Source organism: Corynebacterium aurimucosum, assembly GCF_030408555.1.
Classification (GTDB): Bacteria; Actinomycetota; Actinomycetes; order Mycobacteriales; family Mycobacteriaceae; genus Corynebacterium; species Corynebacterium aurimucosum.
Genome location: NZ_CP047048.1, coordinates 221,250 through 245,227, shown reverse-complemented (window position 1 = coordinate 245,227; position 23,978 = coordinate 221,250). Strand labels below are relative to the sequence as shown.

Below are 23,978 nucleotides of genomic sequence, written 5' to 3'. Positions count from 1 at the left end.
TACCTAGCTTTCTTTCCTGTGTTTGTGTAGGTTGCGTTTACTGAATTGGTGAGTGGTTAGTTGAGCGATTATTGGTATGAACGGGCCTAGAAAAGTTGCTGCCCCAAGCTGATAAGGACAGGTATCAACCCAAGGACCAGGAAGGCGGGAAGGAAACACACCGCCAGCGGTGCTGCAATGAACACGCCAGCGCGCTCCGCCCGCGCGGTAGCTTGTGCCGAGGCTTCGGCACGCAGCTGCGCCACCAACCGGTGGCACCCAGTTGCCATGGCAGCGCCCGATTCACCAGACAGCTGCGTAAGCCGCACCAGTTCTTCCAAATGCGGCTGGCTGGCCAACGCCGACCACGCAGTGTTCATGGGAACCCCTACCCCAATGAGTGCTGCCGCCTCCGACCACTGCGACGAGGCTTCGGCGACGGCCACCACGGCGCTTCGCGTGGAGAGTCCGGCCTCCAAACAAGCAGCGAAGAGCTCGAGGTCGCTGGCTGCTTCGAGCGCACTATAGTCCGCCGCTGGACCATCGCGCGGCGTCTTCGGGCGCGGCGTGCGCGACCCCGACTCGGCAATCCGCCCAGCTGGTGCGGAAGCGGTAACAGCGAGTGCCGCGGCCATTAATGCAGTGGAGATATAAGTCAAGACCATCACTGCGCCGCCTTCCGCAGAATGAGGCGCGACCAGGCAAAGCCGGCGCAGACGAGTGCCACGCCGACGTCGAGAAGCATGCCCCCTAAGCCACCGCCCAACAGGAACCCCAGGGAATCCGCACCCATCGCCCCACCCATGAGAATGCCCGCCAGCGGCAAGCACGCCAGGATAACCGCGGTGGCCTGCGGCCCCTGCAAAGAGGCGGCGGTCTCACCGGCGTGGCGGCGCGCGGTATCCAGCTGGCTTTGGGCCTGCTCAATGAGACTCGCCAGTGCCACGCCATGGCGCCCGGACAGTGTAAGTAGCGCTGCATAGCGCGCAACCTCCGGTGCCGTGAGGGCCACCGCGGGTGAGCCGCCTTGCGCCGCGAGACCCGCTGCCGTGCTCAACGCGGTACGGAGACGCTCCGGAGTGGAGTCAGGAAGGGCATCTGCACCCCGACGCAGCGCGCCCGCCGTTGTCGAGCCCGCCCGCAGCTCAGCGGCAATAGATCCAAAATAGGAGGCGAGTGCCTCAGCACCGCGGCGCTGGCGCCGGGCGGCTGCCAGGTCATTGGCAAACCACAGCGCACAGGCCACAATGCAGCCCACCGCCACCACAACAGTGGGCCGACCGAAAAAGACACAGCACCCAACCCCGAGAAACACCGCCGCAGGCGCCAGCGAACGTGGTTTCGGCGATTCCAGCCGCGTCACCGAAGGCGGCTGCGAGAGCAAACACGCCGCCGCGAAGAATAGCCACATCATGGTTCCACCCCCAGCCGCGAACACAGCTGCGCAAACCCGGGAAGCGGACCATCTTCAGCCGTCCATACCAGCTGAGGCGTGACCGGGTTTCCCTCCAACACACCGAGGTGCGCGAGACGCCGCCCCTGTGGCGTGCGTTCCATCCCAAGAACCACGTGCACGGCGGCCGCTAGCTGCGAATGCAGCGCTACGCGGTCGAGCCCGCCGAGAGCTGCGAGGGCCTCCATGCGGGCGGGCACTTCATCAACAGAGTTGGCATGCACGGTGCCCGCGCCACCATCGTGCCCAGTGTTGAGCGCGGCAAGCAATTCCACTACCTCTGCGCCGCGGATTTCACCGACCACGATGCGGTCTGGGCGCATGCGCAGCGCTTGGCGGAGCAGGAGCGACATAGAAATCTCACCGCGCCCTTCCGCGTTGGCCCGGCGCGATACCAAGGTCACCACGTGCGGGTGATTCGGGGAAAGCTCCGGGGTGTCCTCGATGATGAGCAAGCGCTCGGTGACGGGCACGCACCCCAACAAGGCAGCGAGCAACGTCGTTTTGCCTGAGCCCGTCCCTCCCGTAACCAGGAAGGATGCCCGGCGCTCAACCACGGCGCGCAAAACATGTTCCAGGCTGGATTCAATGCTGCCATTGGTTATTAACTCCTCTAGGCTGGTTTGCGCCTGGCGCAACACACGAAGGCTGATGCAGGTTCCACTTACCGAAGGAGGCGCAAGCAACGCGTGAAGTCGGATCCTCGTTCCATCGGGGCGGGTCAGGCGCCCATCGGCAAAAGGTTGCGCATCATCTAGCCGCACGCCCGCCACCGCAGCCAGCCGGGTAGCAAGCTGGCGTACTTCGGCGTCATCGGCAAAGCCGATATCACGCGGCTGCAGGCCCTGCCCGCAATCGACGAAACAGGAATCGGGGCCATTAACAACAACATCGGTCAGCCCCGGCATCGATAGGACCGGTTCCAATAATCCTAAGCCCACGGAATCGTGGCGCAAGCGCTGCAGAAGGTCGAGCACATCGACATCGCTGATGACTCCGGCCTCCTGGCGAATGCGCCGCGCCAAGGCCGGTGCATCGTGGGCCAGCTGCGGCTCGGCGGCCACGATAGTGCGCATCGTATCGATCAGGTTCATGCCACGGCCTCCCACATCTGGCGCGCGGCACGCACAAGGGCTCGGGGCAGCTGACGCGGCAGCCCACTGGTTTCCACCGTGCGGGTCAAACCACGGATCGTCGGCAACTCAGCGATGGGTTCTGCATGAGTCACCGTGGCAATATCGCTGGCGTCCAGACCCGCCCACTGACGGTTGCGCACGACGACGGAGCACTCCTGCGGCCGGGCGCGAAGCTCTGCCACCAGCTGCGCGCAGGCGGCGGCCGCCCGCACCTCAGCGGCGGTCAGCACCACCACGTGATCCGCCGCGTCGGGGATATCCCACGGCGGGCAATCCACCACCACGGTCCCCGGGTATAAACACGCAGCTTGCATAATGGCCGCGCGCCGGGTGGCACTCATCTCAACCACCTCCGCGTTGGCAGACCTCGCCGCTGAGAGAACCGCGATGCCATCCGGAGTGGTGGGCAGAGCACGGACAAGGTCTGCTGCATCAACCGAACCGGTCCCCGCAGCGAGATCCGGCCACCGCGCGCCGGGCTTGTTCTCAATGCCGGTGAGCAAGTCGAGGCCGCCGGAATAAGGGCACGCATCAACCAGGAGATCCGCGCCTGCCTCGCGGGCCAGCGCCACCGCCACGGTCGAGGTACCTAAGCCCCCAGCGGAGCCGGTCACCGCCAGGGTTAAACCTGTGGACACGGTGGTCTCAGGAGTAGCGTCCGCAGCTAATGCGCCCAGGAGTTCTTTCGATTGGGCTGGCACGATGAAGGCGGCAGTCGCACGGCAACAGAGTGCGGCCTCATAATCGATCGGCCCCGGATCCAGCGCCAGGAAATACACACGCGGATGCCCCGCCACGAGACGGGCCGTCAGCGAATCAGCTAAGACAGCATCCGCCTTCGGCAGGTGGCGGGAAAAGTCCCGCGGATCCTCGACGGTGCTCACTTCCGCAGTACTGGCAGCAGCCGCGGAAGCTGCTTCTGCTCGCAGTGCGGCATCCCCAACGGCGATAACTAGGTGAAACGTGCTCATGCCTGAAGCATGCGCGAGCACCCCAACCGCGCGCTAGGGCTTCCTAGCCGCCTGTGGATAACTCCGCAGTTTTCATCTATAGACGCCGGTTTTGATGACGTTTAAACAAATTTAACGGGGTTTAAAGCCTACAATTCACAGGGAACCCGCCACGTCGTGTCCTAAGAAAAACTCACAAGCCATACAACGGGCTTAGGCTTAGGGAAAGCCAAAAACAGGCTTAAGGGACATTTCGTGTGGATAAACCGATACGGATTCCTGGGGCAGCCTGGGATAATGCGGTGATCTTGATTTTGGATCGGTTCCAACGGCCCGATCTGTGAAATCAACACTGGATAGTCCTAGGTCTGTGATAGGAGGACTGCTGCTGGTGCGGTAAGGCCAATTCCTATGGCTAATAGGAATCGGCCGTCGTGTGACGTGTGCGGCCATGGACTGGTTAAGAACGGCAAGACCGCGGCAGGAACCCAACGCTGGCTATGTCCTAAATGCAACGTTTCATCGATTAATACCCGCGCACACGCCAGCGAGATTCGGCATTTCAAAATCTTTATTGACTGGATTCTCTCCGGCGAATCTGCAGACCATTTAGCCAAGCGCCTTGGGGTAACAAGGCGGACTTTGACCCGGTGGTTTAAGCTGCTGTGGTTTATCACCGTGCCCACTTCTTCTGACCCCTATCGTGTTTACGATCAGGTCTTTATCGACGGCACCTACTTTCACAAGAAATGCCTGTTGGTAGCCTGCACCAATACACACGTCATCGCCTGGCATTGGTGCCTGCGTGAAAGCTCATACGAGTACCTGAAACTGCTCGACAAAATCGCGCAACCACTCATCGTCACCACCGACGGGGCAGGCGGAGCGCTCAAGGCACTGCGCACTAAATGGCCCGACGTTGCCATTCAGCGCTGCCTAGTTCACGTCCAGCGCAACACTTTTGCTGATATCAGCCGCAACCCGATTCACCCAGCGCATAAAGCAATCCGGAAACTGGGCTACATGCTTGTCCAAGTACGCAACCGTGAAGATGCTGCGCGGTTTACAGCTGCAGTCCACCACACCCGCATTACCTTTGCTGATTGGCTTAAAGAGCGAACCTACCGCAGTGCTATACCGGCAGGCCAAGTACCGAAATGGGTCAGCCCCAACCAGAAATGGTGGTACACCCACCGCAACGCCCGCAGGGCTCTAAAACGGCTAGAAAAGCTCATCCACGCCGGACAATTATTTACCTTCCTTGACCCGCCTGAAGGTGTCACGCAAGACTTAAAAGCCACCACGAACCTGCTGGAAGGCGGCATCAACAAACAACTCAAAGACTTAGCCGGAAACCATCGTGGCATGTTCGATGAGCATCAGCGCATCACCATGGACTGGTGGCTCTACACCCACACCGAAGACCCTGTAGCGCCACTGGAGTTAGCCAAGCAACAAGACTTCGGACGCCAAGGAGAAAAAGCAGCACGCGCAGCCTGGGCAAGAGAAGAACTCACACGACGCGGCCACCCAGACGGGCGACCAGCCACATACGACATCCACATCGACAGCGAATGGAACCCCAGCTTAGGCATAAGAAAAGGCTGGGCCGGACGCTCCTAAATCCACACGAAATGTCCCTTAGTGCGACACGCCGCAAATCCACACGAAATGTCCCTTAAGCCCAAAAACATCAATAACCCCGGCGATTTACTCCTACTTTTGTAGTGCAGGGATCGTTCCGAGGCTTTCAACAGAAAAACTAGCATATCCATAATGAATAATCCAGAATCCGCCCTACTACCACTATCTCAGTGGTTTTCATCTGCACGTATGAGCCGTTACGCTGCCCATCCAACTCCAGAAGCGCTATACCTTTGGAATACTCACCTTACAAAGACCTATCTCGCCGACATTGAGCATCTCGAAGTGCTCCTCCGCAATTGCATCCACACCGCCCTAACGCGCAGATACGACGAACGGTGGTTTGACAACCATCGAATAAATTTCAGCAGTGAAGCAGCCAAGAGCATCCACAAAGCAATGAAGAGAGCCGGAGGGAGGAAAGCACCACCAGGAAAAATCATCGCTGAACTCAGTTTTGATTTCTGGCGCTTCCTCTTAAGTAGCCACTATCAGGCGAGCATCTGGCCGCAGATAGAAAAGGCATTGAAGGTAAAACCCGACGACAGACAGCAATTCGAAGAACTTGTAGTCATTATTTACAAAATGAGAAACAGGTGCTCTCACCACGAATCAATCGTCCAACAACACAATATCCCTGGTGAAATCGCACATCTTGACTCTGTTGATAACGCTATCCACATGGTAGCGAAATTCATTGATCCCGAAGCCGCGACGTGGATCAAGGATAATTCCAGAGTGCCAGCTCTACGAGTGCAACGACCTTAGTCACATATCTGAATGCCACGGCAACACTGGGACTGGGGGCATGTTGGCTTAAAAGAAAAAGGTGATGGCCCGCGCCTCGGGGGGGGTGTGCGCGGGCCATCGGTAACCCGGCATCGGGGGGTGCGCCGGGGCAGGCCGCACTGTATATCGGGGCCTTGCACATGACATTATGGCACGCGAACCAAGAGATGACAACAGCGAAATCCAACATTCCGTGAGTTTTCTGGCAATATGTTTGCGCACTCCCGATTCTGCCTGCTAAGAGGCTACGATGAGCAGGGTAACTCGCACACAGACGGCAGGCCTTCCTCGATGACCGGTACCTCTTTTCCCACTGACGGCGCCACCCGCGCGGCCGCGTTCTTCGACTTGGATAAAACGATCATCGCCACATCCTCTGCCTATGCCTTCGGCCGCGAATTCATGCACAACGGTCTCATCACCCATGCCGAGGCGCTCCAGCTGTCTTTAGCCAAAGCCAGCTATATGCTCGCCGGGCACAGCAGTGAGCATATGGACACCACCCGGGATCAGCTCGCCGCCATGGCCGCCGGTTGGTCCGTTCAGGAAGTCCACGACATCGCGGTGGAGACCATGCATTCAGTAGTCACCCCCGCCATTTATGCGGAGGCACGCGCGCTTATCGACGCCCACCGCACCGCCGGCCACGATGTGGTGATCATCTCGGCGTCGGCAAGCGTGCTGGTCGAGCCCATCGCGCAGGAACTGGGCATCGAGCACGTCGTGGCCACCGAGCTCGCCGAGAAAGACGGCCGGTTCACCGGAGAGATTCTGTTTTATTGCAAAGGCGCCGCAAAAGCTGAGGCCTTAGCCCGCATGGCTAAACAGCTCAACGTCGACCCCGACGTATCTTTTGCTTATTCCGATTCCGCCACGGATATCCCGATGTTAGAGCAGGTTGGCCACCCCGTTGCCGTGAATCCAGACCGCTTGTTAAAGAAGCATGCCCTTGCCCATGACTGGGAAATCCGCACGTTTAAGCACCCCGTTCCGCTCTTCACCGCGCCCAGCGCCCGCGAGTTCGGTATCGGCTCAGCGGTCGTGGCCGGCATAGCGGCCCTCGTGGTCGGCGGTGTTTTCTTTGCGCGGCAGCAGCTGCGTGATTAGGCCGCTTGCGCGATGCCGTCGGCTTCGCGGGCGCCGGCTTCCCAGGCGTCGAAAAGCAGCGTGATAAGTGCCGCCGGATCTTCCTCGTAAGTATCCAGTGCCGCACGGTAGTCCGCGCGATGCCGGTTGAGGTAGGTCTCAGGCACGGCAAAGCCCCGCGGATCGAAACCGGTATGGATGGCTGCGGTGCGCGCGGCAACGAGCGCCACGACTGTGCTGCGCGCACCGAAAAACGAGCGCGCGGCAATCTCCGCGTGCAGCACCACCGGTAACAAGCGGTCAAAATCCACACCGGCCCCGCGCGTGATGAGCTGTGCTAGCGCCTGCGCCACCGCCGGATTCTGATCAGGGTGGCCCGCGCCACCCGCCGCAACATCAATGCTGGCCAGGATCTGCAGCGGAGCCCGCGCGAAGGTGCGCACGGTAGCAGCCTGTTTTTCGGGGGCAAGGAGGGAATAAGCGCTGACCGCGGGCGGGATACCGTCAGCCTCAAGCGGCGCACCGTCGATCGCCGCGGCCGCCCGCGCACCGCGCAAGAGCGACTCTGAAGAAATGACGTCGAACTTGCGCAAGCCCGCGGGCCGGCGGTGCACGCGCGCTAACGCTGAGGCGGCAGAAGCAGCTTTATCCTTCACCCCAGAAAGGGCCATCAGCGGGGTCAGCGGGTCAGAATGCGGCATACCCATTACAATAACGCCGTACCCACTTTGCGGGCCGCACCACATGAACGCTGGAAAGTTCATTACTATGGCCGATATAGATTGCGACAAAACAGTAGGAGTATTTAACCGTGAGCAACGACGGACTATTCACTGACGGGTCCAACAAGTTCGCCCCGAAGGTAGACAGCATTCCCTTGAGCGATGCGGATACCTCCCGCCGTGGCGAAGCATCCATCGGCCAGCTCGTATCCAACGCCACCGAGCAGATGTCCCAGCTGGTTCGATCCGAGGTCGAGCTAGCCAAGACAGAGCTCGCTGCTTCTGCCAAGAAGGGCGGCATCGGCGCGGGCATGTTCGGCGTGGCCGGCACCGTGGCGCTGTACAGCTCCTTCTTCTTTTTCTTCTTCCTGGCGGAGCTGCTCGCCGTGTGGCTCGACCGCTGGGCTGCCTTCCTGATTGTCTTCCTCATCATGGTCGTCCTAGCCGCCGTCGTGGCCTTCATCGGCTTCAAGCAGGTCAAGCAGGTCAAGGACCCGGAGAAGACCATCGAGTCCACGAAGGAACTCAAGAAGCTGGTACCGGGTAAGGCTGAGAAGTCCATCGAGCGTGGCCTCTACACCTAAACCTTTAAGGTCCTTTTCAATCTCCCGCCCCGAGCACATGCGTTCGGGGCGGATTTCTTCTGTGCACCCTTCCCACGAAAGGCCCGCCCATGAATCCCCTACCGCCCTCCGTAGTGGAGCTTGACGGCCCCTTTGAGCACGAGTTCCTGCACACGCGCGGCATCCGCCTGCACGCCGCTACCGCTGGCGACCCGGATAACCCGCTGGTGCTGCTGCTCCATAGTTCCTTTGGTGGGTGGTTCGACTTCCGGAATGTCATTGCCCCGCTTGCCGCCGCAGGCTTCCACGTCGCCGCCCTCGATATGCGTGGTTTTGGCATGTCCGATAAACCACCGCTCGAACCCGGCCAGGATATCCGCGTGGCGGTTGGTGATGTCAGCGGTGCCATCCGCGCACTGGGTCACGACGATGCCTACCTAGTCGGCGCGGATACCGGCGGTGCGGTGGCATGGGCGCTGGCCACCGAGCGGCCCGAACGGGTACGCGGGCTGGTCTCCGTATCGGCAGCGCACCCGGCAGATTTACGCCGCGCCGTCGCCGCACGCCCCTGGGACTTCGGGTGGGTCCTCCTGCGCGCAGCGTTGTGCCGCATGGGAAAAATTGGCGCCCCGAGACTCCTACTGCGGGAGTCCACCTACCTTCGGGAGATGGATCTCGACGCCCTCGGATCCTTCAACGGCGCCGAGCGCGAGGAGGCCCTGCGCCTGCGCGTGACGTCGTCACGCATAGGAAACGTCCGCCGGGGAATCATCTGGAACCACCGACTGCGTACCGCTGTGGTTCCGCTGAGTTGGCTCGAGCTCACCGTGCAGTGCCCGACGCTGTTCATTCATGCCGATCAGATGCTGTGGCGGCCGGTGGCGCGGCGGGCTGCGCGGCGCTGCCGTGGAGACTTCACCGCCACCACTATCCCCAATGCAAAGAACCTGCCCTATCTTGAGAACCCGCATGGTTTCGCCCAAACCATCATCCAATGGCTGCGAGATAGGTAACATTCAGCACCTCTCCGTGTCCCACCCCTCTCAGGGGGGTGGGACTTTTTTAATTCTTTGACAAAAGCGCAGGTTAAAGACAAATACCTACCAATCTATAGCTTTTATCACCGGACATATTTTTCAATTCCTTGTATATGAGACGCGCCACGCGGTAGCTTCATATAAAACCAACATCACAGGTTTTCTACATCTTTCGCACCACGGAGGTCTAAGCCCCACATGACGCTCAAGAAGACGCTCGCTGCTCTCTCTGTCGCTACCCTGCCGCTCACCCTCGCGGCCTGTGGTGGCGACAACTCCGGTTCGGATTCTGCTTCCGGCTCCGGTGATGGCATCATCACTGTCAACGGCTCCGAGCCGCAGAACCCGCTCATTCCGGCCAACACCAACGAGGTTGGCGGCGGACGCATCGTCGATTCCATCTACGCCGGCTTGGTCTACTACGACGGCGATGGCGAAGCCCAGAACGAGCTGGCTGAATCCATCGAGCCGAACGACGACAACACCGAGTTCACCGTCAAGCTCAAGGAGTCGAAGTTCTCCGACGGCTCCCCGGTGACCGCGAAGAATTTCGTGGATGCGTGGAACTACGCCGTGGCTAACGATCAGCTCAATGCTTCCTTCTTCTCCAACATCAAGGGATTTGAGGAAGGCGTCAAGGAGATGGAGGGCCTCAAGGTCGTCGATGACCTCACCTTCACCATCGCTCTGAACAGCCCGGAGCAGGACTTCCCGGCACAGTTGGGTTACTCCGCGTTCTACCCGCTGCACGAGTCGGCCCTGGAAGACATGGATGCCTTCGGCCAGATGCCGATTGGCAACGGCCCGTACAAGCTGACTGAGTGGAACCACAACCAGGACGCCACTGTGGTGCCAAATGAGGAATACAAGGGCGACCAGGCCCCGCAGAACGACGGCATCAAGTTCGTCTTCTACGCCAGCCAGGATGCAGCCTACGCCGACCTGCTGGCAGGCAACCTGGACGTCCTCGACGCCGTCCCAGACTCCGCGTTCGACGTCTACGAGGCCGACCTCGGTGACCGCGCTGTAAACCAGCCGACCGCCGTGTTCCAGTCCTTCACCCTGGGTGAGAACCTCGAACACTACTCCGGCGAGGAAGGCGTGCTGCGCCGCCAGGCCATCTCCCACGCCATCAACCGCGAGGAGATCACCGACACCATCTTCAAGGGCACCCGCACCCCGGCCAAGGACTTCACCTCCCCGGTTATGCCGGGCTACTCCGAGGACATCAAGGGCAACGAGGTCCTGAAGTATGACCCGGAGAAGGCCAAGGAACTGTGGGCCGAGGCCGACAAGATCAACAAGTGGGACAACCCGACTCTGGAGATTGCTTACAACTCCGACGGCGGCCACAAGAGCTGGGTGGACGCGACCACCAACTCCATCAAGAACACCCTCGGCATCGAGGCTGTCGGCGCTCCATACCCGGACTTCAAGTCCCTGCGCGATGAGGTGACTAACCGCACCATCAAAACCGCCTTCCGCACCGGCTGGCAGGCGGACTACCCGAGCCAGGCCAACTTCCTCACCCCGCTCTACAAGACCGACGGCTCTTCTAACGACGGTGACTACAGCAACCCGGAGTTTGACAAGCTTCTCGACGAAGCCCTGACCTCCTCCTCCGAGGAAGACGCCATCAAGAAGTACACCGAGGCCCAGGAAGTCCTGTTCAAGGACCTGCCGGCTATCCCGCTGTGGTACTCCAACGCCACCGGTGGCTACTCCGAGAACGTCGACAACGTTGCCTTCTCTTGGAAGTCCCAGCCGGTGTACTACAACATCACCAAGAAGTAACGCCATCCCTGGCCACTTCGCACGACCCCCGCAACCTCCGTGGAGCGGGGGTCGCCCCACGTTTTCACCCATAAGTGTGATTAGAAACGCGCTATAGATTTCTCGAAGCGTGGGATCACACATTAGAATTCTCGTAAGCTATGCCCCGCGTCCCGACGCTGGCAAGCACCTGCCCCACAACGAGTAAAGGACCACACTATGCTGCGCTATATCGGGCGCCGAGTGCTCCAGATGATTCCGGTGTTCTTCGGAGCTACCTTGCTCATCTACGCGCTCGTCTTCTTGATGCCCGGCGATCCTGTCGAAGCCCTTGGCGGTGACCGCGGCCTCACCGAGGCCGCCCGTGCCCGCATCGAGGCGGAATACAACCTCGACAAGCCGTTCATCATTCAGTATCTGCTCTATATCAAGGGCATCTTCATGCTGGACTTCGGTACGACCTTCTCCGGGGTTCCCGTAACCCAGGTGATGGCTAACGCCTTCCCGGTTACTGTGAAGCTGACCGTCATGGCCATTATCTTTGAGTCCGCCTTCGGCATCCTCTTCGGTGTCTTCGCCGGCATGCGCCGCGGGGGCTTCTTCGATTCCACCGTGCTGGTCATCTCCCTGCTCGTCATCGCGGTGCCTTCCTTCGTCATCGGCTTTGTCTTCCAGTACCTCGTGGGCATTAAGTGGGGCGTCTTGCCGGTTACCGTCGGCGCTAACGCCACAGTGAAGTCTCTCCTCATGCCGGCCATGGTGCTCGGCGCGCTCTCCTTGGCGTACGTCATCCGCCTGACCCGCCAGTCCGTGGCGGAGAACCTGCGCGCCGATTACGTGCGCACCGCCCGCGCCAAGGGGCTGTCCAACGGCGCGGTGACCCGCCGCCACGTGCTGCGTAATTCGCTGATTCCCGTGGCCACCTTCATCGGCGCCGACATCGGTGCGCTCATGACCGGCGCCATCGTGACCGAGGGCATCTTTGGCATCAACGGCGTCGGCGGCACCATGTACCAGGCCATTCTGCGTGGTGAGCCGACCACAATCGTCTCCTTCACCACGGTGTTGGTGATCATCTACATCATCGCCAACCTGCTCGTTGACCTCCTGTACGCCGTACTTGATCCGAGGATCCGCTATGCCTAATTTCGAGAAAACCACTCCCCACCCGGGCCAAGAGCACTTCGTCTCGGAAACCGATGAAACGGGTCTCGGCGCGGTCGATGCCGTCAAGGACGAGTCCGCGCCTTCCTCCCAGTGGGGGGAGGCATGGCGCTACCTGCGCCGTCGCCCACTGTTCTGGATTGCGGCCGTGATGATCCTCATGGCCATCCTCCTGGCCATCGCACCAAACCTCTTCACTAGCACCGACCCGCGCCTGTGCGAGCTGTCCAAGTCCCTCGCCCCCGCCGAGCCAGGCCACCCCTTCGGCTTCAACCGCCAAGGCTGTGACATCTACGCCCGCGTGATTTACGGTGCGCGCGCGTCGGTAGCCGTCGGCGTCCTCACCACGCTGCTCGTCGTAGTGCTTGGTTCAATGATCGGTGCTATCGCCGGCTTCTTCGGCGGCTGGATCGACTCTGTTCTCTCCCGCATCACCGACATCTTCTTCGCCATCCCGCTGGTGCTCGCCGCCATCGTGGTCATGCAGATGTTCAAGGAGCACCGCACCATCGTCACGGTGGTCTTGGTGCTCGGCCTCTTCGGCTGGGTCTCCATTGCCCGCATCACGCGCGGCGCGGTGGTCTCCATCAAGAACGAGGAATTCGTGCAATCCGCGCGCTCCATCGGTGCGTCGAGCTGGCGCATCTTGTTCAGCCACATCCTGCCGAATGCGGCCGCGCCCATCATCTCCTACGCCACCGTGGCGCTGGGCACCTACATCGTCGCGGAAGCCACCTTGTCCTTCCTGGGCATCGGCCTGCCGCCGACGTTCGTGTCCTGGGGCGGAGACATCTCTGACGCGCAGGCTTCCCTCCGCGTCGCTCCGGCAGTCCTGTTCTACCCGGCGGGTGCTTTGGGCCTGACCGTGTTGAGCTTCATCATGATGGGTGACGTCGTCCGCGATGCACTCGATCCGAAGGCGAGGAAGCGTTAATGACTAAGCCACTTCTTGAAATGAAGGACGTCCATATCTCCTTCACCACCTCCACCGGTGTGGTTGAGGCAGTGCGTGGCGTCAACATGTCCATCTACCCTGGCCAGTCCGTGGCCATCGTGGGCGAGTCCGGTTCCGGTAAGTCCACCACCGCGATGTCCATCCTCGGCTTGCTACCGGGCACCGGCAAGGTTACCGGCGGCCAGATCCTTTTTGAGGGCGAGGACATCACTCACTACAACAACAAGCAATTCGAATCGCTGCGCGGTGACAAGATTGGCCTGGTCCCGCAGGATCCGATGTCCAACCTCAACCCAGTGTGGCGCATCGGCACGCAGGTTGAGGAGTCTCTCAAGGCCAACCACGTGGTGGAGGGTTCCAAGCGCCACGAACGCGTGGTGGAGCTTCTGGAGGAAGCCGGGCTTCCCGACGCCGAACGCCGCGCCAAGCAGTACCCCCACGAGTTCTCTGGTGGTATGCGCCAGCGCGCGCTCATCGCGATTGGCCTGGCCGCACGCCCGAAGTTGCTCATCGCCGACGAGCCCACCTCCGCGCTGGATGTAACTGTTCAGAAGACCATCCTGGATCACCTAGAGCACCTCACTGAGGAGCTGGGTAACGCGGTGCTCTTCATTACCCACGACCTCGGTCTGGCGGCCGAGCGCGCGGAGCACCTCATCGTGATGCACCGCGGCCGGATCGTCGAGTCGGGCCCCTCGCGAGAGATTCTGCGCTCCCCGCAGCACCCCTACACGCGCCGGCTTGTCGACGCCGCCCCCTCCCTCGCCTCCTCCCGCATCCGCGCGGCCAAGGAAGCTGGTGTGGAAGCCAAGGAGCTGAAGTCGGGTGAGGCGATCGGCGCCGCCTCCGAGTCTGGTTCCACCGCTGCAGATTCCGCTGCAGGTTCATCTTCCGCGGCTCAGGCCCCGGTCATCTCGGTTCGTAACCTCACCAAGGAATTCGATATCCGCGGCCAGCGCGGCGGCAAGAAGCTGCTGAAGGCCGTCGATGATGTCTCCTTCGACATCCGCCGCGGCACCACCCTTGCGCTGGTGGGCGAGTCCGGTTCCGGCAAGTCCACGGTGGCCAACATGGTGTTGGGTCTTTTGGAGCCAACCTCCGGCACCATCGAGTTTGAAGGCCGCGATACCTCGACGCTGTCGAAGAAGGAGCTCTTCAAACTCCGCCGCAAGATGCAGGTGGTCTTCCAGAATCCCTATGGTTCGCTGGATCCGATGTACTCGATTTATAAGTGCATCGAGGAACCTATGGCCCTGCACAAGGTGGGCTCGCGCAAGGAACGTGAGGCCCGCGTGGCCGAGCTTCTCGACATGGTCTCCATGCCCCGCTCCGCCATGCGCCGCTACCCCAACGAGCTTTCCGGCGGCCAGCGCCAGCGTATCGCCATTGCCCGCGCGCTGGCTCTTCGCCCGGAGGTCATCGTCCTCGATGAGGCTGTCTCCGCCCTCGACGTGCTGGTGCAGAACCAGATCATCCAGCTCCTCGCGGAGCTGCAGTCGGAGCTCAGCCTGTCGTATCTCTTCATCACTCACGACCTCGCGGTGGTCCGCCAGACCGCCGACGACGTAGTGGTCATGAAGAAGGGACAGGCCGTCGAACAGGGCACCGCCGACGATATCTTCGAAAACGCCCAGCAGGAGTACACCCGCAACCTCATCAACTCGGTTCCGGGCATGCACCTAGAAATCGGCACCGGCCACTAGCTCACGCACCACCCACGCCGACTGACCCGTCAACCGTCTTCCGGTTGGCGGGTCTCATCCTTTAAGGGCTTAAACCCGGCCTTACTGTCACTGCCGTTGCATCTGGGTGGCGGGTTTCTCCTTTAAGGGCTTAAGAATCCCCATTGCTCCTGCTGCTTCCGGTAGCACGTGAAGCCGGACTTGGGGTCGCCGGATTGCCCGTCAGTCTGGCTTTGGATGATGGGTAGCGCTGGCATAAGGCTCGCCGATTTTCCTGCGTACCTTGTTGTGTTTTGTGGGTGGTGTTGTCTTGAAGGATCGCCGATGTGCCCGCGAACCTTCCCTCGGTTGGCGGGTGGCGGTATTGGTGCAGGTGGTAAGCCGTTTCCTTTCAGTCGTTGCTGTGCGTGGTGGCTGAGGTTAACTGCTGTCGGGTGGTTCCTCTGGTGGCTGTCCTGCTTTTTCGGTGTTGAGTCTGGCGAGTGCTTCTTGGTATTCCGGCATTGCGGTTATCGGGGCACCCCAGGGTGGGATGAAGGACACTCCGGTGTTGAGTCGGTACATGTAGCCGCGGCCGGTAGGCCTTGAAGGGTCATCGTCGTTAATACCGTTGTGGTAGGCACACAGGAAGGTCAGGTTCTTGATGTTGGTAAAGCCACCTGCTTGCCAGGGGATGAGGTGGTGGACTTGGCAGTAATCGGCTGGTTTGTTGCAGCCTGGTCTTGAGCAGGTGTGGAATTCCGCGTGCAGGCTAAGGCGTTGGTTGAGGTTTGCTCCGCGCGATAGTCGCCAGGTGTTGATGGGCCCGTCAAGAGGGTGGACGATGGTGGCGTAGCCTATTTCGGCAAACGTGTGGGTTAAGAATTCTGCCCCGGTCATGCGCGCGCCGTTAGTCAGGTTGAGCTCGATCTCATCACCGTCGCCGTTGATGATTTGGTCGAGCTCGTTGAGGGTGAGGGCCTGACCCCCGGAAAGTAGACACGTCGGGGGTTAGCTATGCTGCTTGGGTCAGTGTAGCTGATGTGAGTGCTTCGAAGTCATCGGGGGCTAGAAGGTTGCACCAGGAGTGCCGTCTGCGCGTGTTGTAGCGCATGCACCATCGGAAGACTTCTTGGCGGCAGATGATGGGATTGTCAAAAACTTTCCTATCTCGCAGAACTTCACGCTTTAAAGTGGCGTTAAACGATTCTGCCAGGGCATTATCGGCACTCGTTCCCACTGCTCCCATGGATTGGCGAACACCAAGTTGGGTGCAGTGGTCTTGAAAAGCCTGTGAGGTGTACACACTGCCATGATCAGAATGGAAAATTACCCCTTTAAGGCTTCCGCGAACCTTGCTGGCATGGGACAAAGCTTCGATAACCAGCGATACCCGCATGTGATCGGCGAGCGCATGACCGACAAGTTTGCGCGAGTAGACGTCGATGACTGTGGCAAGGTACATGTTCTTGCCTCCCTTACACGGCAGGTAGGTGATATCGCCTACATACACCTGGTTCGGCTTATCAGCGGTGAATTTGCGGCCTACTAAATCTGGCATGACTCGATGACCAGGCTTGCGCCTGGTAGTGACACATCGACGTTGTTTAGTAAAGCCTTTTAGCCCCATGGATTTCATAATGCGTGCGACCTTCTTGTGATTGATCGGAGGAAAGTCCGTATCGGCTTTAAGGCTTGCAGCGATGCGTTTAGCACCATAAAGCCCGTGCTCATCATCGAAGATGCTCTTGATTCGTGCACCAATAAGAGCATCCGAACACATCTTTAACCTGCGTTTTTCGCGGGTGTTGACCCATTTGTAGAACGAGGAGCGATTGAGCTTTAACACGTGGCACATCCGCTTGACCGAGTACTCGGTTCGATGGTCATAGACAAACTGGAAGCGGATTACCAGCGTGTCTCTTCGGCAAAATATTTCGCGGCCTTACGCAGGATATCGCGTTCTTCACGAAGCTTAGAGACTTCTTTTGTCTCACTGGCGGATCCGCTCAGAATCAGTCGTCGCCTGTGCCTTGTCGCGCATGCTTTTTGTGCGGACACGCTTGCCGGTGCCGTACTGCTTAAGCCAGGAATAAAGTGAGGAACGATTGATTCCTAGCTCTGCTGAAGCCGCGTGAAGTGAGAGGTCCTCATTGTTTTCGTAGAGGGCCACAGCATCACGTTTGAACTGTTCGGAGTACCTAGGCATGGTGGTAGATTACCTTTCTTCCCAACCCAACAGGGCTGGATATCAGGTGTCTACCTAACAGGGGTCAGGTCCTGATGATGACTTGGGTGCGCACGGCCGGCTTTGTACCGCTTGCTTGGTTGAAGAAGACGTCGTTGGCGGCTTGAAGAAGGTCGGTGGTGTTGGTGGATTCTAAGACGGCGCGCATGTTGGCAATCGTGGTGGCGTCATCAGTAATGGAGAGCGTGTTGGGCCCTTCGGATCTGTAGGTGATGCGCACGCCTGGTTTGGCGGTTCTTTTAGCACGCAGTTCTTTAAGCCGTGCGGCGGCCACAGTGGGGATGCGGTGTGCGGGTGTGGCGGCGAGTTTTGCGCGGAGGTTCCAGGCATCCAGGGTCTTTTTCACGCGTGCGGTGTAGGTTTCAATCAGTGTGAGGGTGCCAAGGCTGTGTTTCTGGGCGAGTGCTGCGTGGCGGGCTTTGCGTTGTTTGCCACTAAAGCGGGTGGGACCGAAGTAGACCTGGTGTAGGCCGGCAAGCTCGGTGGCATCAGAGGCATCCGCGCCGAGCACGCGGAGCTCATCGGGTGAGCCAGGTGCATGCTCCACCAGTGCAATCCCCGAGTTGCGAAGGTGGAGGTAGGTTTCGATATCCCCCATGAGCACAGAGACTAAAACAGCACTAGCCACCCCGCAACCGGAGGAACATAATTCCTGCTTAGAAGGGGGCGGGAAGAAAGTGTCTCACAGGTGGGGTTAATGCCGACCAAGGGGAAGAAAAGCGCACGCGAGAACTAGCCGACGCAGGAGCCGGTTGGGATGGCGTCGACAAGCTGCGTGACGTCACCCACGTGGCCGCGCACCTCGTCCGCAGTGAGCGCATAGCCCGTATCGGAATCCTCCACAGAGGCACCAAACACCACGCCGAGCACCTGGCCCTCCGGGGTGATCATCGGGCCGCCGGAATTGCCCTGCCGGATGCTGCCGCGCACCGTGTAGGCATCGCGCTCCACGCGGCCCGTGGAGTAGATATCCGGCCCAGCGATGGTAAGGCGGTCGCGCACGCGCGCCGGTTCTGCAGTAAAGGGACCCGACTGCGGGAAGCCCAAGACGATGGCATCGTCCCCCGTCACAGCCGCGTGCTCCGCCCACGGCAACGGCTCGAGGTCCAAGCCCGGGCTATGCAACACCGCAATGTCCACATCCGAGTTGTAGTAGACCACATCCGCTTCCTTGAGCCCGAGCACGGTATCAAGACGCACCTTATCCGTACCCGCCACAACATGGGCGTTCGTAATGACGTAGTCCGGTTCCGTAACGAAGCCCGAGCCCATCAGGCGGCGCGAGCACGCCTCGGCATCACCCAGCACGTGGATAACGGATGGCCGCACGCGTTCCGCGAGCTCAGGATCCCCAATATGTACCGCGGGCGCATCCACCTCAACGCCCGAGCCGGAACGCTCCCAGGGCGAGACCAACGGCGGCAGCCCGGACTCGTTGAGGAGCGCAGCCAAGCCATTCGGCAACGCCGCCAGGCGCGAAGGCGCCACCGCATTGAGCGAGCTCAGCACGCGCGATTCACGCAGCGCCTGCCCCGGCTGGCCTCCCAAATTGGAGGCCAGGGGCAAGGACACCAACCAAATCACCACGATGGCCGCCGCAGCTTGGAAAACCGCGCCAATCGACGAATCCACGCGCTGCCCCGACCGCGTTCGCATGCGGTCCCGCAGCGCCATGCCAAGCGACGTCCCCACCAGCTGCCCCAGCCCCACCAGCAAAATGAGCACGCCGACGGCCAGCAAGAAGCGCACGGCCGCCTGGTCAGTCAGGCCCATCGCCAGCGGGGCCAGCACGGTTCCCAGCACCAGTCCCGCGATGATTCCCACCGCCGCGAGGACCGCTGCCAAAGCCCCCTGCCGCCAGCCCACGCGCACGGCGAGGAGCACGGCAATCACGATCAGAACGTCAACGACTAAGGACACAGAGGGGATACTTTCTTAAGGGCTGAAAGGAGCAGAACTAGCCTATCTTCTCATTATTCGAAGAGCGATCGAGTGAGTCACGCAGATCATGAACCAGATTCTTATCCCATTCCACGCTCCAGCCCGCGTGGTCCATGAGCCCGGATAGCACTCCCGCAGTAAATCCCCACACCAGGTATCCGCGTGTCCGAAACGCCGGCCCCTTCCACCGGCTAAAGCCCACCATCAGGCGGTTGGCAGGATCCACCAGCTCCCGCAGCGGGACGGTAAAGACGTCGTCGGTTTCTTCCGGACTCGCCGGCCACACGGTGCCCGGTTTATGCCAGTACGCCAAGACGGGGCTCACGGTGTTGCCGGTCGCCGGGATATCTAGCTTGCCCCACTGTTCAAGAGGGGTAACGGTGGAGCGGTCGAGGCCGGTTTCTTCTTCGGCTTCGCGCAGGGCGGCGTCGACAAGCGAAGTGTCCTCTTCATCCTTGCGCCCACCAGGAAATGCAATCTGGCCGGAGTGCGAGCGCATCGAGGGCGAACGGTGCGTGAGCAGCACCTCGCCATCCTCAAAGCTCGTGCCCTTCAGCAGCACCAACACAGCCGATTCGCGGCGGCGCCGAGCGGCCGGGAGGTGACGGATGAGGTGCTCTTGTACCTTGCCGGCATCAACCCCGAGCGCGGGGTGCAGCCACTCAGGGGCGTGCGCAGGAAACAGTCGGCTCATTTAAGAACCTCCTCGACGGCCTCCTCCAATTCTTTGGCGGAGGTAAAGGGTTTAATGAACTTCTCTTCCACCTTGCCATCGCGCACCACGAGGGTGATGGGGATGACGCCCGGCAGCCCGAGCTCGCCAGCAAAGGTCCCATCCTCGTCCTGGTAGCTGGGAATATCGACCTGCAGATCGCTCAAAAGCGCCGCACCGTTGGCGGCGTTGGCGTCCGCATGCACGCCGACGACATTCCACGTGGAGTGCGAGCGCGCAAGGTCTTCGAAGAAGGGCAGCTCCGTGCGGCACGGTTCACACCACCATGCCCACACCGTGACGATCTGGACGTCTTTGGCCGCCGCTGTACCGGCCGCGCCCAGGCAGGGAAGGTCCACACCAGCGATCGGCCCTTCGGGGCACTTGGGACGCTTGGCTACCTCTTGCTCCTGTACCTCGGGGACAGGGACTTCCGGCTCATCATCCTCAAGGAGATTCACCACGCCGACGAATGCGAGTGCTGCCAGCGCAACAATGGCAACGATGCTCGCCTTCACGTATCCAGGCCACCGAGAATATTGGCTCATTGCTCCACCTTAACCCCGCGACGGGCACCATGGCGCAAGGACGCAGGCCGCGCACTTCGGCTTCCGGGCGGTGCACACGCGCCGCCCGTGGAGGATGAGACGGTGTGAAAACACTGTTTGTTCCTCTTCGGGCACGCGCTTGGCGACGTCCCTCTCAATCGCCCGCGGCGTCTTTGCCCCAGTCAGACCGAGCCGCTGGCTTAAGCGCGTGACGTGGGTGTCCACCGTGATCCCCGGTAGCCCAAAGACATTTCCGCGCACCACCAGTGCGGTTTTGCGGCCAACTCCTGGCAGGGAGGTGAGCTCGTCGATCCCTTGGGGCACCTGCCCGTCGAAATCCGCAACAAGCTTCTCCCCGATGCCCAGCAAGTGGCCGGCCTTCGCGCGCTGAAAGCCGAGTGGGCGGAGAATGCGCTCGAGATCGGAGCGGTCCGCGGCTGCGTAATCCGGTGCGGAGGGATAGGCAGCGAAAAGCTCCGGGGTCACCTGATTGACACGGGCATCCGTGCACTGCGCGGAGAGAACCGTCGCTACGAGCAGCTCCAACGGGGAGGTGAAATCCAACTCACAGTCGGCGTCGGGATATTCCTCCGCGAGGGCTGTACGAATATGGACAATGCGCGCTGCCTCGGTATCGTCGTCATGCGGTGTGGAAAGGTCAGGGGACATAGAAGTAACTCTAGTGACAGCGGTTAGAATGGGAAGCATGATTTCACTCGTCCTCTTCGTGCCGCTGTGCCTCGCGCTCTTTGCCATTCTCATGGAGAAGCTAGAAGCGACGGCCTTCGAGGATTAACCAAGGTGTGTGATTATTTTTCACGTTGGTGGAAATAGTGACTAATTACACTGTATGATGTTGTGCAGTGCCTCGTGGCGCACTGGAGTCTAGGTGCGTCAACATAAACCAAACCAGCTTGTGTCCCAGTGTATTCCGGGCTGCGCAGGCTTTAAGGAGTAACAGTGGAAGGCGTACAGGATATCCTCTCCCGCGCTGGTATTTTCCAGGGCGTCGATCCGGTAGCAGTACAGAACCTTATTGAGCAGATGGAAACCGTCCGTTTCCCGCGCGGCACCACCATTTTTGAGGAAGGTGAGCCGGGAGACCGCCTCTACATCATTACCTCGGGCAAGATTAAGCTCGCCCGCCACGCCCCGGACGGCCGCGAGAACCTGCTGACCGTGATGGGCCCGTCCGACATGTTCGGCGAGCTCTCCATCTTCGATCCGGGCCCGCGCACCTCTTCTGCCGTGTGCGTCACCGAGGTTACCGCCGCCACGATGAACTCTGAGATGCTCAAGCAGTGGGTAGCCGATCACCCGGCGATTGCCCAGCAGCTGCTGCGCGTGCTGGCCCGCCGCCTGCGCCGCACCAACGCCAACCTGGCGGACCTCATCTTCACCGACGTTCCAGGCCGCGTGGCTAAGACCCTGCTGCAGCTGGCGAACCGCTTCGGTGTACAGGAGGGTGGCGCGCTCCGCGTGAACCACGACCTCACCCAGGAAGAGATCGCCCAGCTCGTCGGAGCTTCCCGCGAGACCGTGAACAAGGCGCTGGCCACCTTCGCTCACCGCGGGTGGATCCGCTTGGAGGGCAAGTCGGTGCTCATCGTTGACACCGAGCACTTGGCCCGCCGCGCGCGCTAGGTCTTCAAGGCCGAACCTACATATGCTGCCTCCGGGCGGCTTTGGCCCAATGCAAAATCCCCCGAGAATTTCTCGGGGGATTTTCCTATGCGGTGTTTTACTTCTGAGCCGCGAGGTACTTCAGCGCAGTGCGCGTGGATTGCTCGGCGGCGTGGCGAAGGACCGGGTCGACGTCGTCATACATCTCATCGACGAGCGTCTTGACGTCGACATCCTCACCAAGGCGCCCGCGGACCTCCTTAATCTGGTCCAGGCGGTGGTGGCGGCGGTCAATGTACTTGCGGGCAACCGCGGAGGTGTCCTCCAGGTCCGGGCCGTGCCCTGGGAAAAGCGCTACATCCTTGCCACGCTCTTCGAGAAGATCCAATGTCTTCAGGTAGGCGCCCAAATCACCATCGGTCTCAGACAGCAGCACGGTGTGGCGGCCTGCGATGGTATCGCCGGTCAGAATGCCCTCCAGCATGGAGTTCTTTGCTTCCGCCGACCACACGAAGAAGCAGGTCGAATCTGCGGTATGGCCCGGGGTATGGACCACCTCAAGCTGAGGGGTGATGCCGTCGACGGTGATCACTTCACCGTCGACAAGCGCGTCCCCTCCGTTGCAGTAATTCGGATCGAAAGAGCGGATGGGGGCGCCGGTGAGCTGGCGCAGACGCTGGGCGCCCGATGCGTGATCATCGTGGCGGTGGGTAAGAAGAATCAACGCCACCTCGCCCGCTTTCGCGGTCACAACGTTGAGGTGACCTTCATCCTCCGGGCCCGGATCGACCACAATGGCGCGGGAATCTTCTCCGGCGCGGATGATCCACGTATTGGTGCCCTCCAAGGCGGTGTAGCTGGGGTTATCACACAGCACGACACCGACGGACTGGCTCACGGGACGCAGTTGGCTATATGCAGGATGCTCCATGGTTCTAACCCTATCCGATTACTCAGCGATTTCTACGATGATTTCAATCTCAACGGGGGAATCCTTCGGCAAGACCGCTACCCCCACCGCAGAACGCGCGTGGATTCCAGCGTCCCCGAAGACCTCACCGAGGAAATCCGAGGCACCGTTGATAACTGCGGCCTGATCCGTGAAAGAGGGATCCGAAGCTACGAAACCGACTACCTTTATCACGCGGGTAATGCGGTCAAGCCCCACGAGGCCATCGATTGCAGCCAATGCGTTCAGCGCCGCCGTGCGCGCCAATTCCTGCGCCTTGTCGAGGCTTACCTCTGCGCCGACCTTGCCGGCGGCAGGCAATTCTCCGCCCACAACGGGCAGCTGGCCAGATGTCCAGACCTGGTTACCCACTTGGGTAGCCGGGATGTAGGACGCGAGAGGAACAGCGACGGAAGGCAGCTCGACGCCGAGCTCTTCAAGGCGGGCAAGCGCACCCATTAGGATTCCTCCAAAGGGCGCTTGAAATAGGCGACAACGTTCTCCGGGTTCATGCCCGGGGTGATGGTGACGAGCTCCCAGCCGTCCTCACCCCAGGAATCGAGGATTTGTTTCGTCGCGTGCGTAAGAACCGGCGCGGTGGCATATTCCCATTTAGTCATGGAATCAATGCTACTAAATACCGATGAGTTCGCCACCCTCAGCAAGGTAGTGAGCCCAGCTAGTGATGTGCGGGTTCTTGCGCAGAAGCGCGCGGCGCTGGCGCTCCGTAAGGCCGCCCCACACGCCAAACTCCACGCGGTTATCCAGAGCATCCGCGCGGCACTCATTGAGCACCGGGCAGTGGCGGCAAATCACCGCAGCTTTTCGCTGCTCAGCACCTCGCACGAACAGTGCATCGGGGTCACCGTTGCGGCACTTAGCTTGGGTAACCCACTCACCACGCTCAGAAGTTAGCGAGGCATTCTTTAGCATTGTGGACCGTCCTGCACCTTTGACACTGACTGTCACGGCTAGGTAACTCCTTCCAAGCTCACCCCCGTCGAAGCTGAAGATCGTGAATAACCCTCTACTCGACGGAATATTA

24 protein-coding genes and 2 pseudogenes are annotated in these 23,978 nt (G+C 60.5%); 10 read left to right on the top strand and 16 right to left on the bottom strand.

Annotated elements, in window-relative coordinates; translation table 11 throughout:
* Window positions 1-86 precede the first annotated feature (86 nt).
* Genes CAURIM_RS01165 through ssd form a run of 4 tightly spaced genes read right to left on the bottom strand, consistent with a single transcriptional unit; the run spans window position 87 to window position 3,539 of the window.
* The gene (locus tag CAURIM_RS01165; RefSeq protein ID WP_201829457.1) at window positions 87-644 is read right to left on the bottom strand and encodes a type II secretion system F family protein; all 558 of its coding nucleotides are present in this window, start codon (window positions 642-644) and stop codon (window positions 87-89) included.
* Window positions 644-1,393: a type II secretion system F family protein gene (locus CAURIM_RS01160; RefSeq protein ID WP_201828781.1), complete on the bottom strand. Its 750-nt coding sequence runs from the start codon at window positions 1,391-1,393 to the stop codon at window positions 644-646. The genes CAURIM_RS01165 and CAURIM_RS01160 overlap by 1 nt, the downstream gene beginning before the upstream one ends.
* Window positions 1,390-2,526: a TadA family conjugal transfer-associated ATPase gene (locus tag CAURIM_RS01155; protein ID WP_201828782.1), complete on the bottom strand. Its 1,137-nt coding sequence runs from the start codon at window positions 2,524-2,526 to the stop codon at window positions 1,390-1,392. Before CAURIM_RS01155 ends, CAURIM_RS01160 begins: the two co-directional genes overlap by 4 nt.
* Window positions 2,523-3,539 (bottom strand): septum site-determining protein Ssd, encoded by a 1,017-nt coding sequence (ssd, locus tag CAURIM_RS01150; RefSeq protein WP_201828783.1) that lies wholly within the window; start codon window positions 3,537-3,539, stop codon window positions 2,523-2,525. The genes CAURIM_RS01155 and ssd overlap by 4 nt, the downstream gene beginning before the upstream one ends.
* Window positions 3,540-3,929: 390 nt before the next feature.
* Between ssd and CAURIM_RS01145 the strand changes: the two genes are divergently transcribed.
* The 3 genes from CAURIM_RS01145 (at window position 3,930) to CAURIM_RS01135 (ending at window position 7,058) form a co-directional block, all read left to right on the top strand.
* Window positions 3,930-5,141 carry an IS1249 family transposase gene (locus CAURIM_RS01145; protein ID WP_201828073.1) on the top strand — a complete coding sequence of 404 codons (1,212 nt, stop codon included), beginning with the start codon at window positions 3,930-3,932 and terminating at the stop codon, window positions 5,139-5,141.
* Window positions 5,142-5,294: 153 nt separating this feature from the next.
* On the top strand, window positions 5,295-5,930 hold the full coding sequence (locus CAURIM_RS01140) for an Abi family protein (protein WP_070444124.1): 636 nt from the start codon (window positions 5,295-5,297) through the stop codon (window positions 5,928-5,930).
* Window positions 5,931-6,242: 312 nt separating this feature from the next.
* Window positions 6,243-7,058, top strand: a complete 816-nt coding sequence (locus CAURIM_RS01135; protein WP_144657350.1) for an HAD family hydrolase — start codon at window positions 6,243-6,245, stop codon at window positions 7,056-7,058.
* Here CAURIM_RS01135 and CAURIM_RS01130 read toward each other — a convergent pair.
* Window positions 7,055-7,744, bottom strand: coding sequence for an oxidoreductase (locus tag CAURIM_RS01130; protein WP_070711069.1), 690 nt, complete (start codon window positions 7,742-7,744; stop codon window positions 7,055-7,057). The genes CAURIM_RS01135 and CAURIM_RS01130 overlap by 4 nt on opposite strands.
* Before the next feature lie 104 nt (window positions 7,745-7,848).
* Between CAURIM_RS01130 and CAURIM_RS01125 the strand changes: the two genes are divergently transcribed.
* The 6 genes from CAURIM_RS01125 (at window position 7,849) to CAURIM_RS01100 (ending at window position 14,954) form a co-directional block, all read left to right on the top strand.
* Entirely contained in the window at window positions 7,849-8,343 is a 495-nt protein-coding gene (locus CAURIM_RS01125) for a phage holin family protein (RefSeq protein ID WP_201828785.1), read from the top strand.
* 89 nt (window positions 8,344-8,432) lie between these two features.
* Window positions 8,433-9,335, top strand: a complete 903-nt coding sequence (locus CAURIM_RS01120) for an alpha/beta fold hydrolase (protein WP_201828786.1) — start codon at window positions 8,433-8,435, stop codon at window positions 9,333-9,335.
* Between the two features lie 222 nt (window positions 9,336-9,557).
* On the top strand, window positions 9,558-11,153 hold the full coding sequence (locus CAURIM_RS01115; RefSeq protein ID WP_201828787.1) for a peptide ABC transporter substrate-binding protein: 1,596 nt from the start codon (window positions 9,558-9,560) through the stop codon (window positions 11,151-11,153).
* A gap of 198 nt (window positions 11,154-11,351) precedes the next feature.
* Window positions 11,352-12,278: an ABC transporter permease gene (locus CAURIM_RS01110; protein ID WP_070444140.1), complete on the top strand. Its 927-nt coding sequence runs from the start codon at window positions 11,352-11,354 to the stop codon at window positions 12,276-12,278.
* Complete coding sequence (locus CAURIM_RS01105) at window positions 12,271-13,230, top strand: ABC transporter permease (protein WP_201828788.1); 960 nt, start codon at window positions 12,271-12,273, stop codon at window positions 13,228-13,230. The genes CAURIM_RS01110 and CAURIM_RS01105 overlap by 8 nt, the downstream gene beginning before the upstream one ends.
* Window positions 13,230-14,954, top strand: coding sequence for a dipeptide ABC transporter ATP-binding protein (locus CAURIM_RS01100; RefSeq protein ID WP_070645669.1), 1,725 nt, complete (start codon window positions 13,230-13,232; stop codon window positions 14,952-14,954). The genes CAURIM_RS01105 and CAURIM_RS01100 overlap by 1 nt, the downstream gene beginning before the upstream one ends.
* Before the next feature lie 399 nt (window positions 14,955-15,353).
* On the opposite strand, the pseudogene CAURIM_RS01095 reads toward CAURIM_RS01100, so the two are convergent.
* The 7 genes and pseudogenes from CAURIM_RS01095 to nth all read right to left on the bottom strand — a co-directional run.
* Window positions 15,354-15,890, bottom strand: a pseudogene (locus CAURIM_RS01095) (HNH endonuclease signature motif containing protein); the annotation flags it as partial.
* A gap of 37 nt (window positions 15,891-15,927) precedes the next feature.
* Window positions 15,928-17,121: pseudogene (locus tag CAURIM_RS01090) on the bottom strand (IS3 family transposase).
* Between the two features lie 64 nt (window positions 17,122-17,185).
* Window positions 17,186-17,758: a hypothetical protein gene (locus CAURIM_RS01085; RefSeq protein WP_236659340.1), complete on the bottom strand. Its 573-nt coding sequence runs from the start codon at window positions 17,756-17,758 to the stop codon at window positions 17,186-17,188.
* Window positions 17,759-17,892: 134 nt separating this feature from the next.
* On the bottom strand, window positions 17,893-19,080 hold the full coding sequence (locus tag CAURIM_RS01080; protein ID WP_070645395.1) for a MarP family serine protease: 1,188 nt from the start codon (window positions 19,078-19,080) through the stop codon (window positions 17,893-17,895).
* A gap of 37 nt (window positions 19,081-19,117) precedes the next feature.
* On the bottom strand, window positions 19,118-19,795 hold the full coding sequence (locus CAURIM_RS01075; RefSeq protein WP_070645397.1) for an NUDIX hydrolase: 678 nt from the start codon (window positions 19,793-19,795) through the stop codon (window positions 19,118-19,120).
* Complete coding sequence (locus tag CAURIM_RS01070; RefSeq protein ID WP_070444213.1) at window positions 19,792-20,361, bottom strand: TlpA family protein disulfide reductase; 570 nt, start codon at window positions 20,359-20,361, stop codon at window positions 19,792-19,794. Before CAURIM_RS01070 ends, CAURIM_RS01075 begins: the two co-directional genes overlap by 4 nt.
* Before the next feature lie 9 nt (window positions 20,362-20,370).
* Window positions 20,371-21,030, bottom strand: coding sequence for an endonuclease III (gene nth, locus CAURIM_RS01065; RefSeq protein ID WP_236659341.1), 660 nt, complete (start codon window positions 21,028-21,030; stop codon window positions 20,371-20,373).
* Window positions 21,031-21,321: 291 nt separating this feature from the next.
* Here nth and glxR point away from each other — a divergent pair, with 291 nt between their 5' ends.
* Window positions 21,322-22,005, top strand: coding sequence for a CRP-like cAMP-activated global transcriptional regulator GlxR (glxR, locus tag CAURIM_RS01060; RefSeq protein ID WP_010189962.1), 684 nt, complete (start codon window positions 21,322-21,324; stop codon window positions 22,003-22,005).
* Window positions 22,006-22,102: 97 nt separating this feature from the next.
* On the opposite strand, the gene CAURIM_RS01055 is transcribed toward glxR, so the two are convergent.
* The 4 genes from CAURIM_RS01055 to CAURIM_RS01040 are packed head-to-tail and all read right to left on the bottom strand — an operon-like array spanning window position 22,103 to window position 23,866.
* Window positions 22,103-22,915 (bottom strand): MBL fold metallo-hydrolase, encoded by an 813-nt coding sequence (locus CAURIM_RS01055; RefSeq protein ID WP_070645401.1) that lies wholly within the window; start codon window positions 22,913-22,915, stop codon window positions 22,103-22,105.
* Window positions 22,916-22,933: 18 nt separating this feature from the next.
* A complete protein-coding gene (locus tag CAURIM_RS01050; RefSeq protein WP_010189964.1) occupies window positions 22,934-23,392 on the bottom strand; it encodes a RidA family protein in 459 nt (152 codons plus the stop codon).
* Window positions 23,392-23,553 carry a Sp36 family protein gene (gene sp36, locus CAURIM_RS01045; protein ID WP_010189965.1) on the bottom strand — a complete coding sequence of 54 codons (162 nt, stop codon included), beginning with the start codon at window positions 23,551-23,553 and terminating at the stop codon, window positions 23,392-23,394. The genes CAURIM_RS01050 and sp36 overlap by 1 nt, the downstream gene beginning before the upstream one ends.
* Before the next feature lie 13 nt (window positions 23,554-23,566).
* Window positions 23,567-23,866 (bottom strand): WhiB family transcriptional regulator, encoded by a 300-nt coding sequence (locus tag CAURIM_RS01040; protein WP_070444216.1) that lies wholly within the window; start codon window positions 23,864-23,866, stop codon window positions 23,567-23,569.
* Window positions 23,867-23,978 lie beyond the last annotated feature (112 nt).

Coding starts and splice junctions, on each gene's coding strand:
- CAURIM_RS01100 (WP_070645669.1), top strand. CDS start 13,230: ATGACTAAGCCACTTCTTGAAATGAAGGACGTCCATATCTCCTTCACC.
- CAURIM_RS01070 (WP_070444213.1), bottom strand. CDS start 20,361: ATGAGCCAATATTCTCGGTGGCCTGGATACGTGAAGGCGAGCATCGTT.
- CAURIM_RS01145 (WP_201828073.1), top strand. CDS start 3,930: ATGGCTAATAGGAATCGGCCGTCGTGTGACGTGTGCGGCCATGGACTG.
- CAURIM_RS01165 (WP_201829457.1), bottom strand. CDS start 644: ATGGTCTTGACTTATATCTCCACTGCATTAATGGCCGCGGCACTCGCT.
- CAURIM_RS01135 (WP_144657350.1), top strand. CDS start 6,243: ATGACCGGTACCTCTTTTCCCACTGACGGCGCCACCCGCGCGGCCGCG.
- CAURIM_RS01120 (WP_201828786.1), top strand. CDS start 8,433: ATGAATCCCCTACCGCCCTCCGTAGTGGAGCTTGACGGCCCCTTTGAG.
- CAURIM_RS01040 (WP_070444216.1), bottom strand. CDS start 23,866: ATGCTAAAGAATGCCTCGCTAACTTCTGAGCGTGGTGAGTGGGTTACC.
- CAURIM_RS01050 (WP_010189964.1), bottom strand. CDS start 23,392: ATGGGTGCGCTTGCCCGCCTTGAAGAGCTCGGCGTCGAGCTGCCTTCC.
- CAURIM_RS01055 (WP_070645401.1), bottom strand. CDS start 22,915: ATGGAGCATCCTGCATATAGCCAACTGCGTCCCGTGAGCCAGTCCGTC.
- nth (WP_236659341.1), bottom strand. CDS start 21,030: ATGTCCCCTGACCTTTCCACACCGCATGACGACGATACCGAGGCAGCG.
- CAURIM_RS01105 (WP_201828788.1), top strand. CDS start 12,271: ATGCCTAATTTCGAGAAAACCACTCCCCACCCGGGCCAAGAGCACTTC.
- CAURIM_RS01115 (WP_201828787.1), top strand. CDS start 9,558: ATGACGCTCAAGAAGACGCTCGCTGCTCTCTCTGTCGCTACCCTGCCG.
- CAURIM_RS01155 (WP_201828782.1), bottom strand. CDS start 2,526: ATGAACCTGATCGATACGATGCGCACTATCGTGGCCGCCGAGCCGCAG.
- CAURIM_RS01110 (WP_070444140.1), top strand. CDS start 11,352: ATGCTGCGCTATATCGGGCGCCGAGTGCTCCAGATGATTCCGGTGTTC.
- CAURIM_RS01075 (WP_070645397.1), bottom strand. CDS start 19,795: ATGAGCCGACTGTTTCCTGCGCACGCCCCTGAGTGGCTGCACCCCGCG.
- sp36 (WP_010189965.1), bottom strand. CDS start 23,553: ATGACTAAATGGGAATATGCCACCGCGCCGGTTCTTACGCACGCGACG.
- ssd (WP_201828783.1), bottom strand. CDS start 3,539: ATGAGCACGTTTCACCTAGTTATCGCCGTTGGGGATGCCGCACTGCGA.
- CAURIM_RS01130 (WP_070711069.1), bottom strand. CDS start 7,744: ATGGGTATGCCGCATTCTGACCCGCTGACCCCGCTGATGGCCCTTTCT.
- CAURIM_RS01160 (WP_201828781.1), bottom strand. CDS start 1,393: ATGATGTGGCTATTCTTCGCGGCGGCGTGTTTGCTCTCGCAGCCGCCT.
- CAURIM_RS01140 (WP_070444124.1), top strand. CDS start 5,295: ATGAATAATCCAGAATCCGCCCTACTACCACTATCTCAGTGGTTTTCA.
- CAURIM_RS01085 (WP_236659340.1), bottom strand. CDS start 17,758: ATGGGGGATATCGAAACCTACCTCCACCTTCGCAACTCGGGGATTGCA.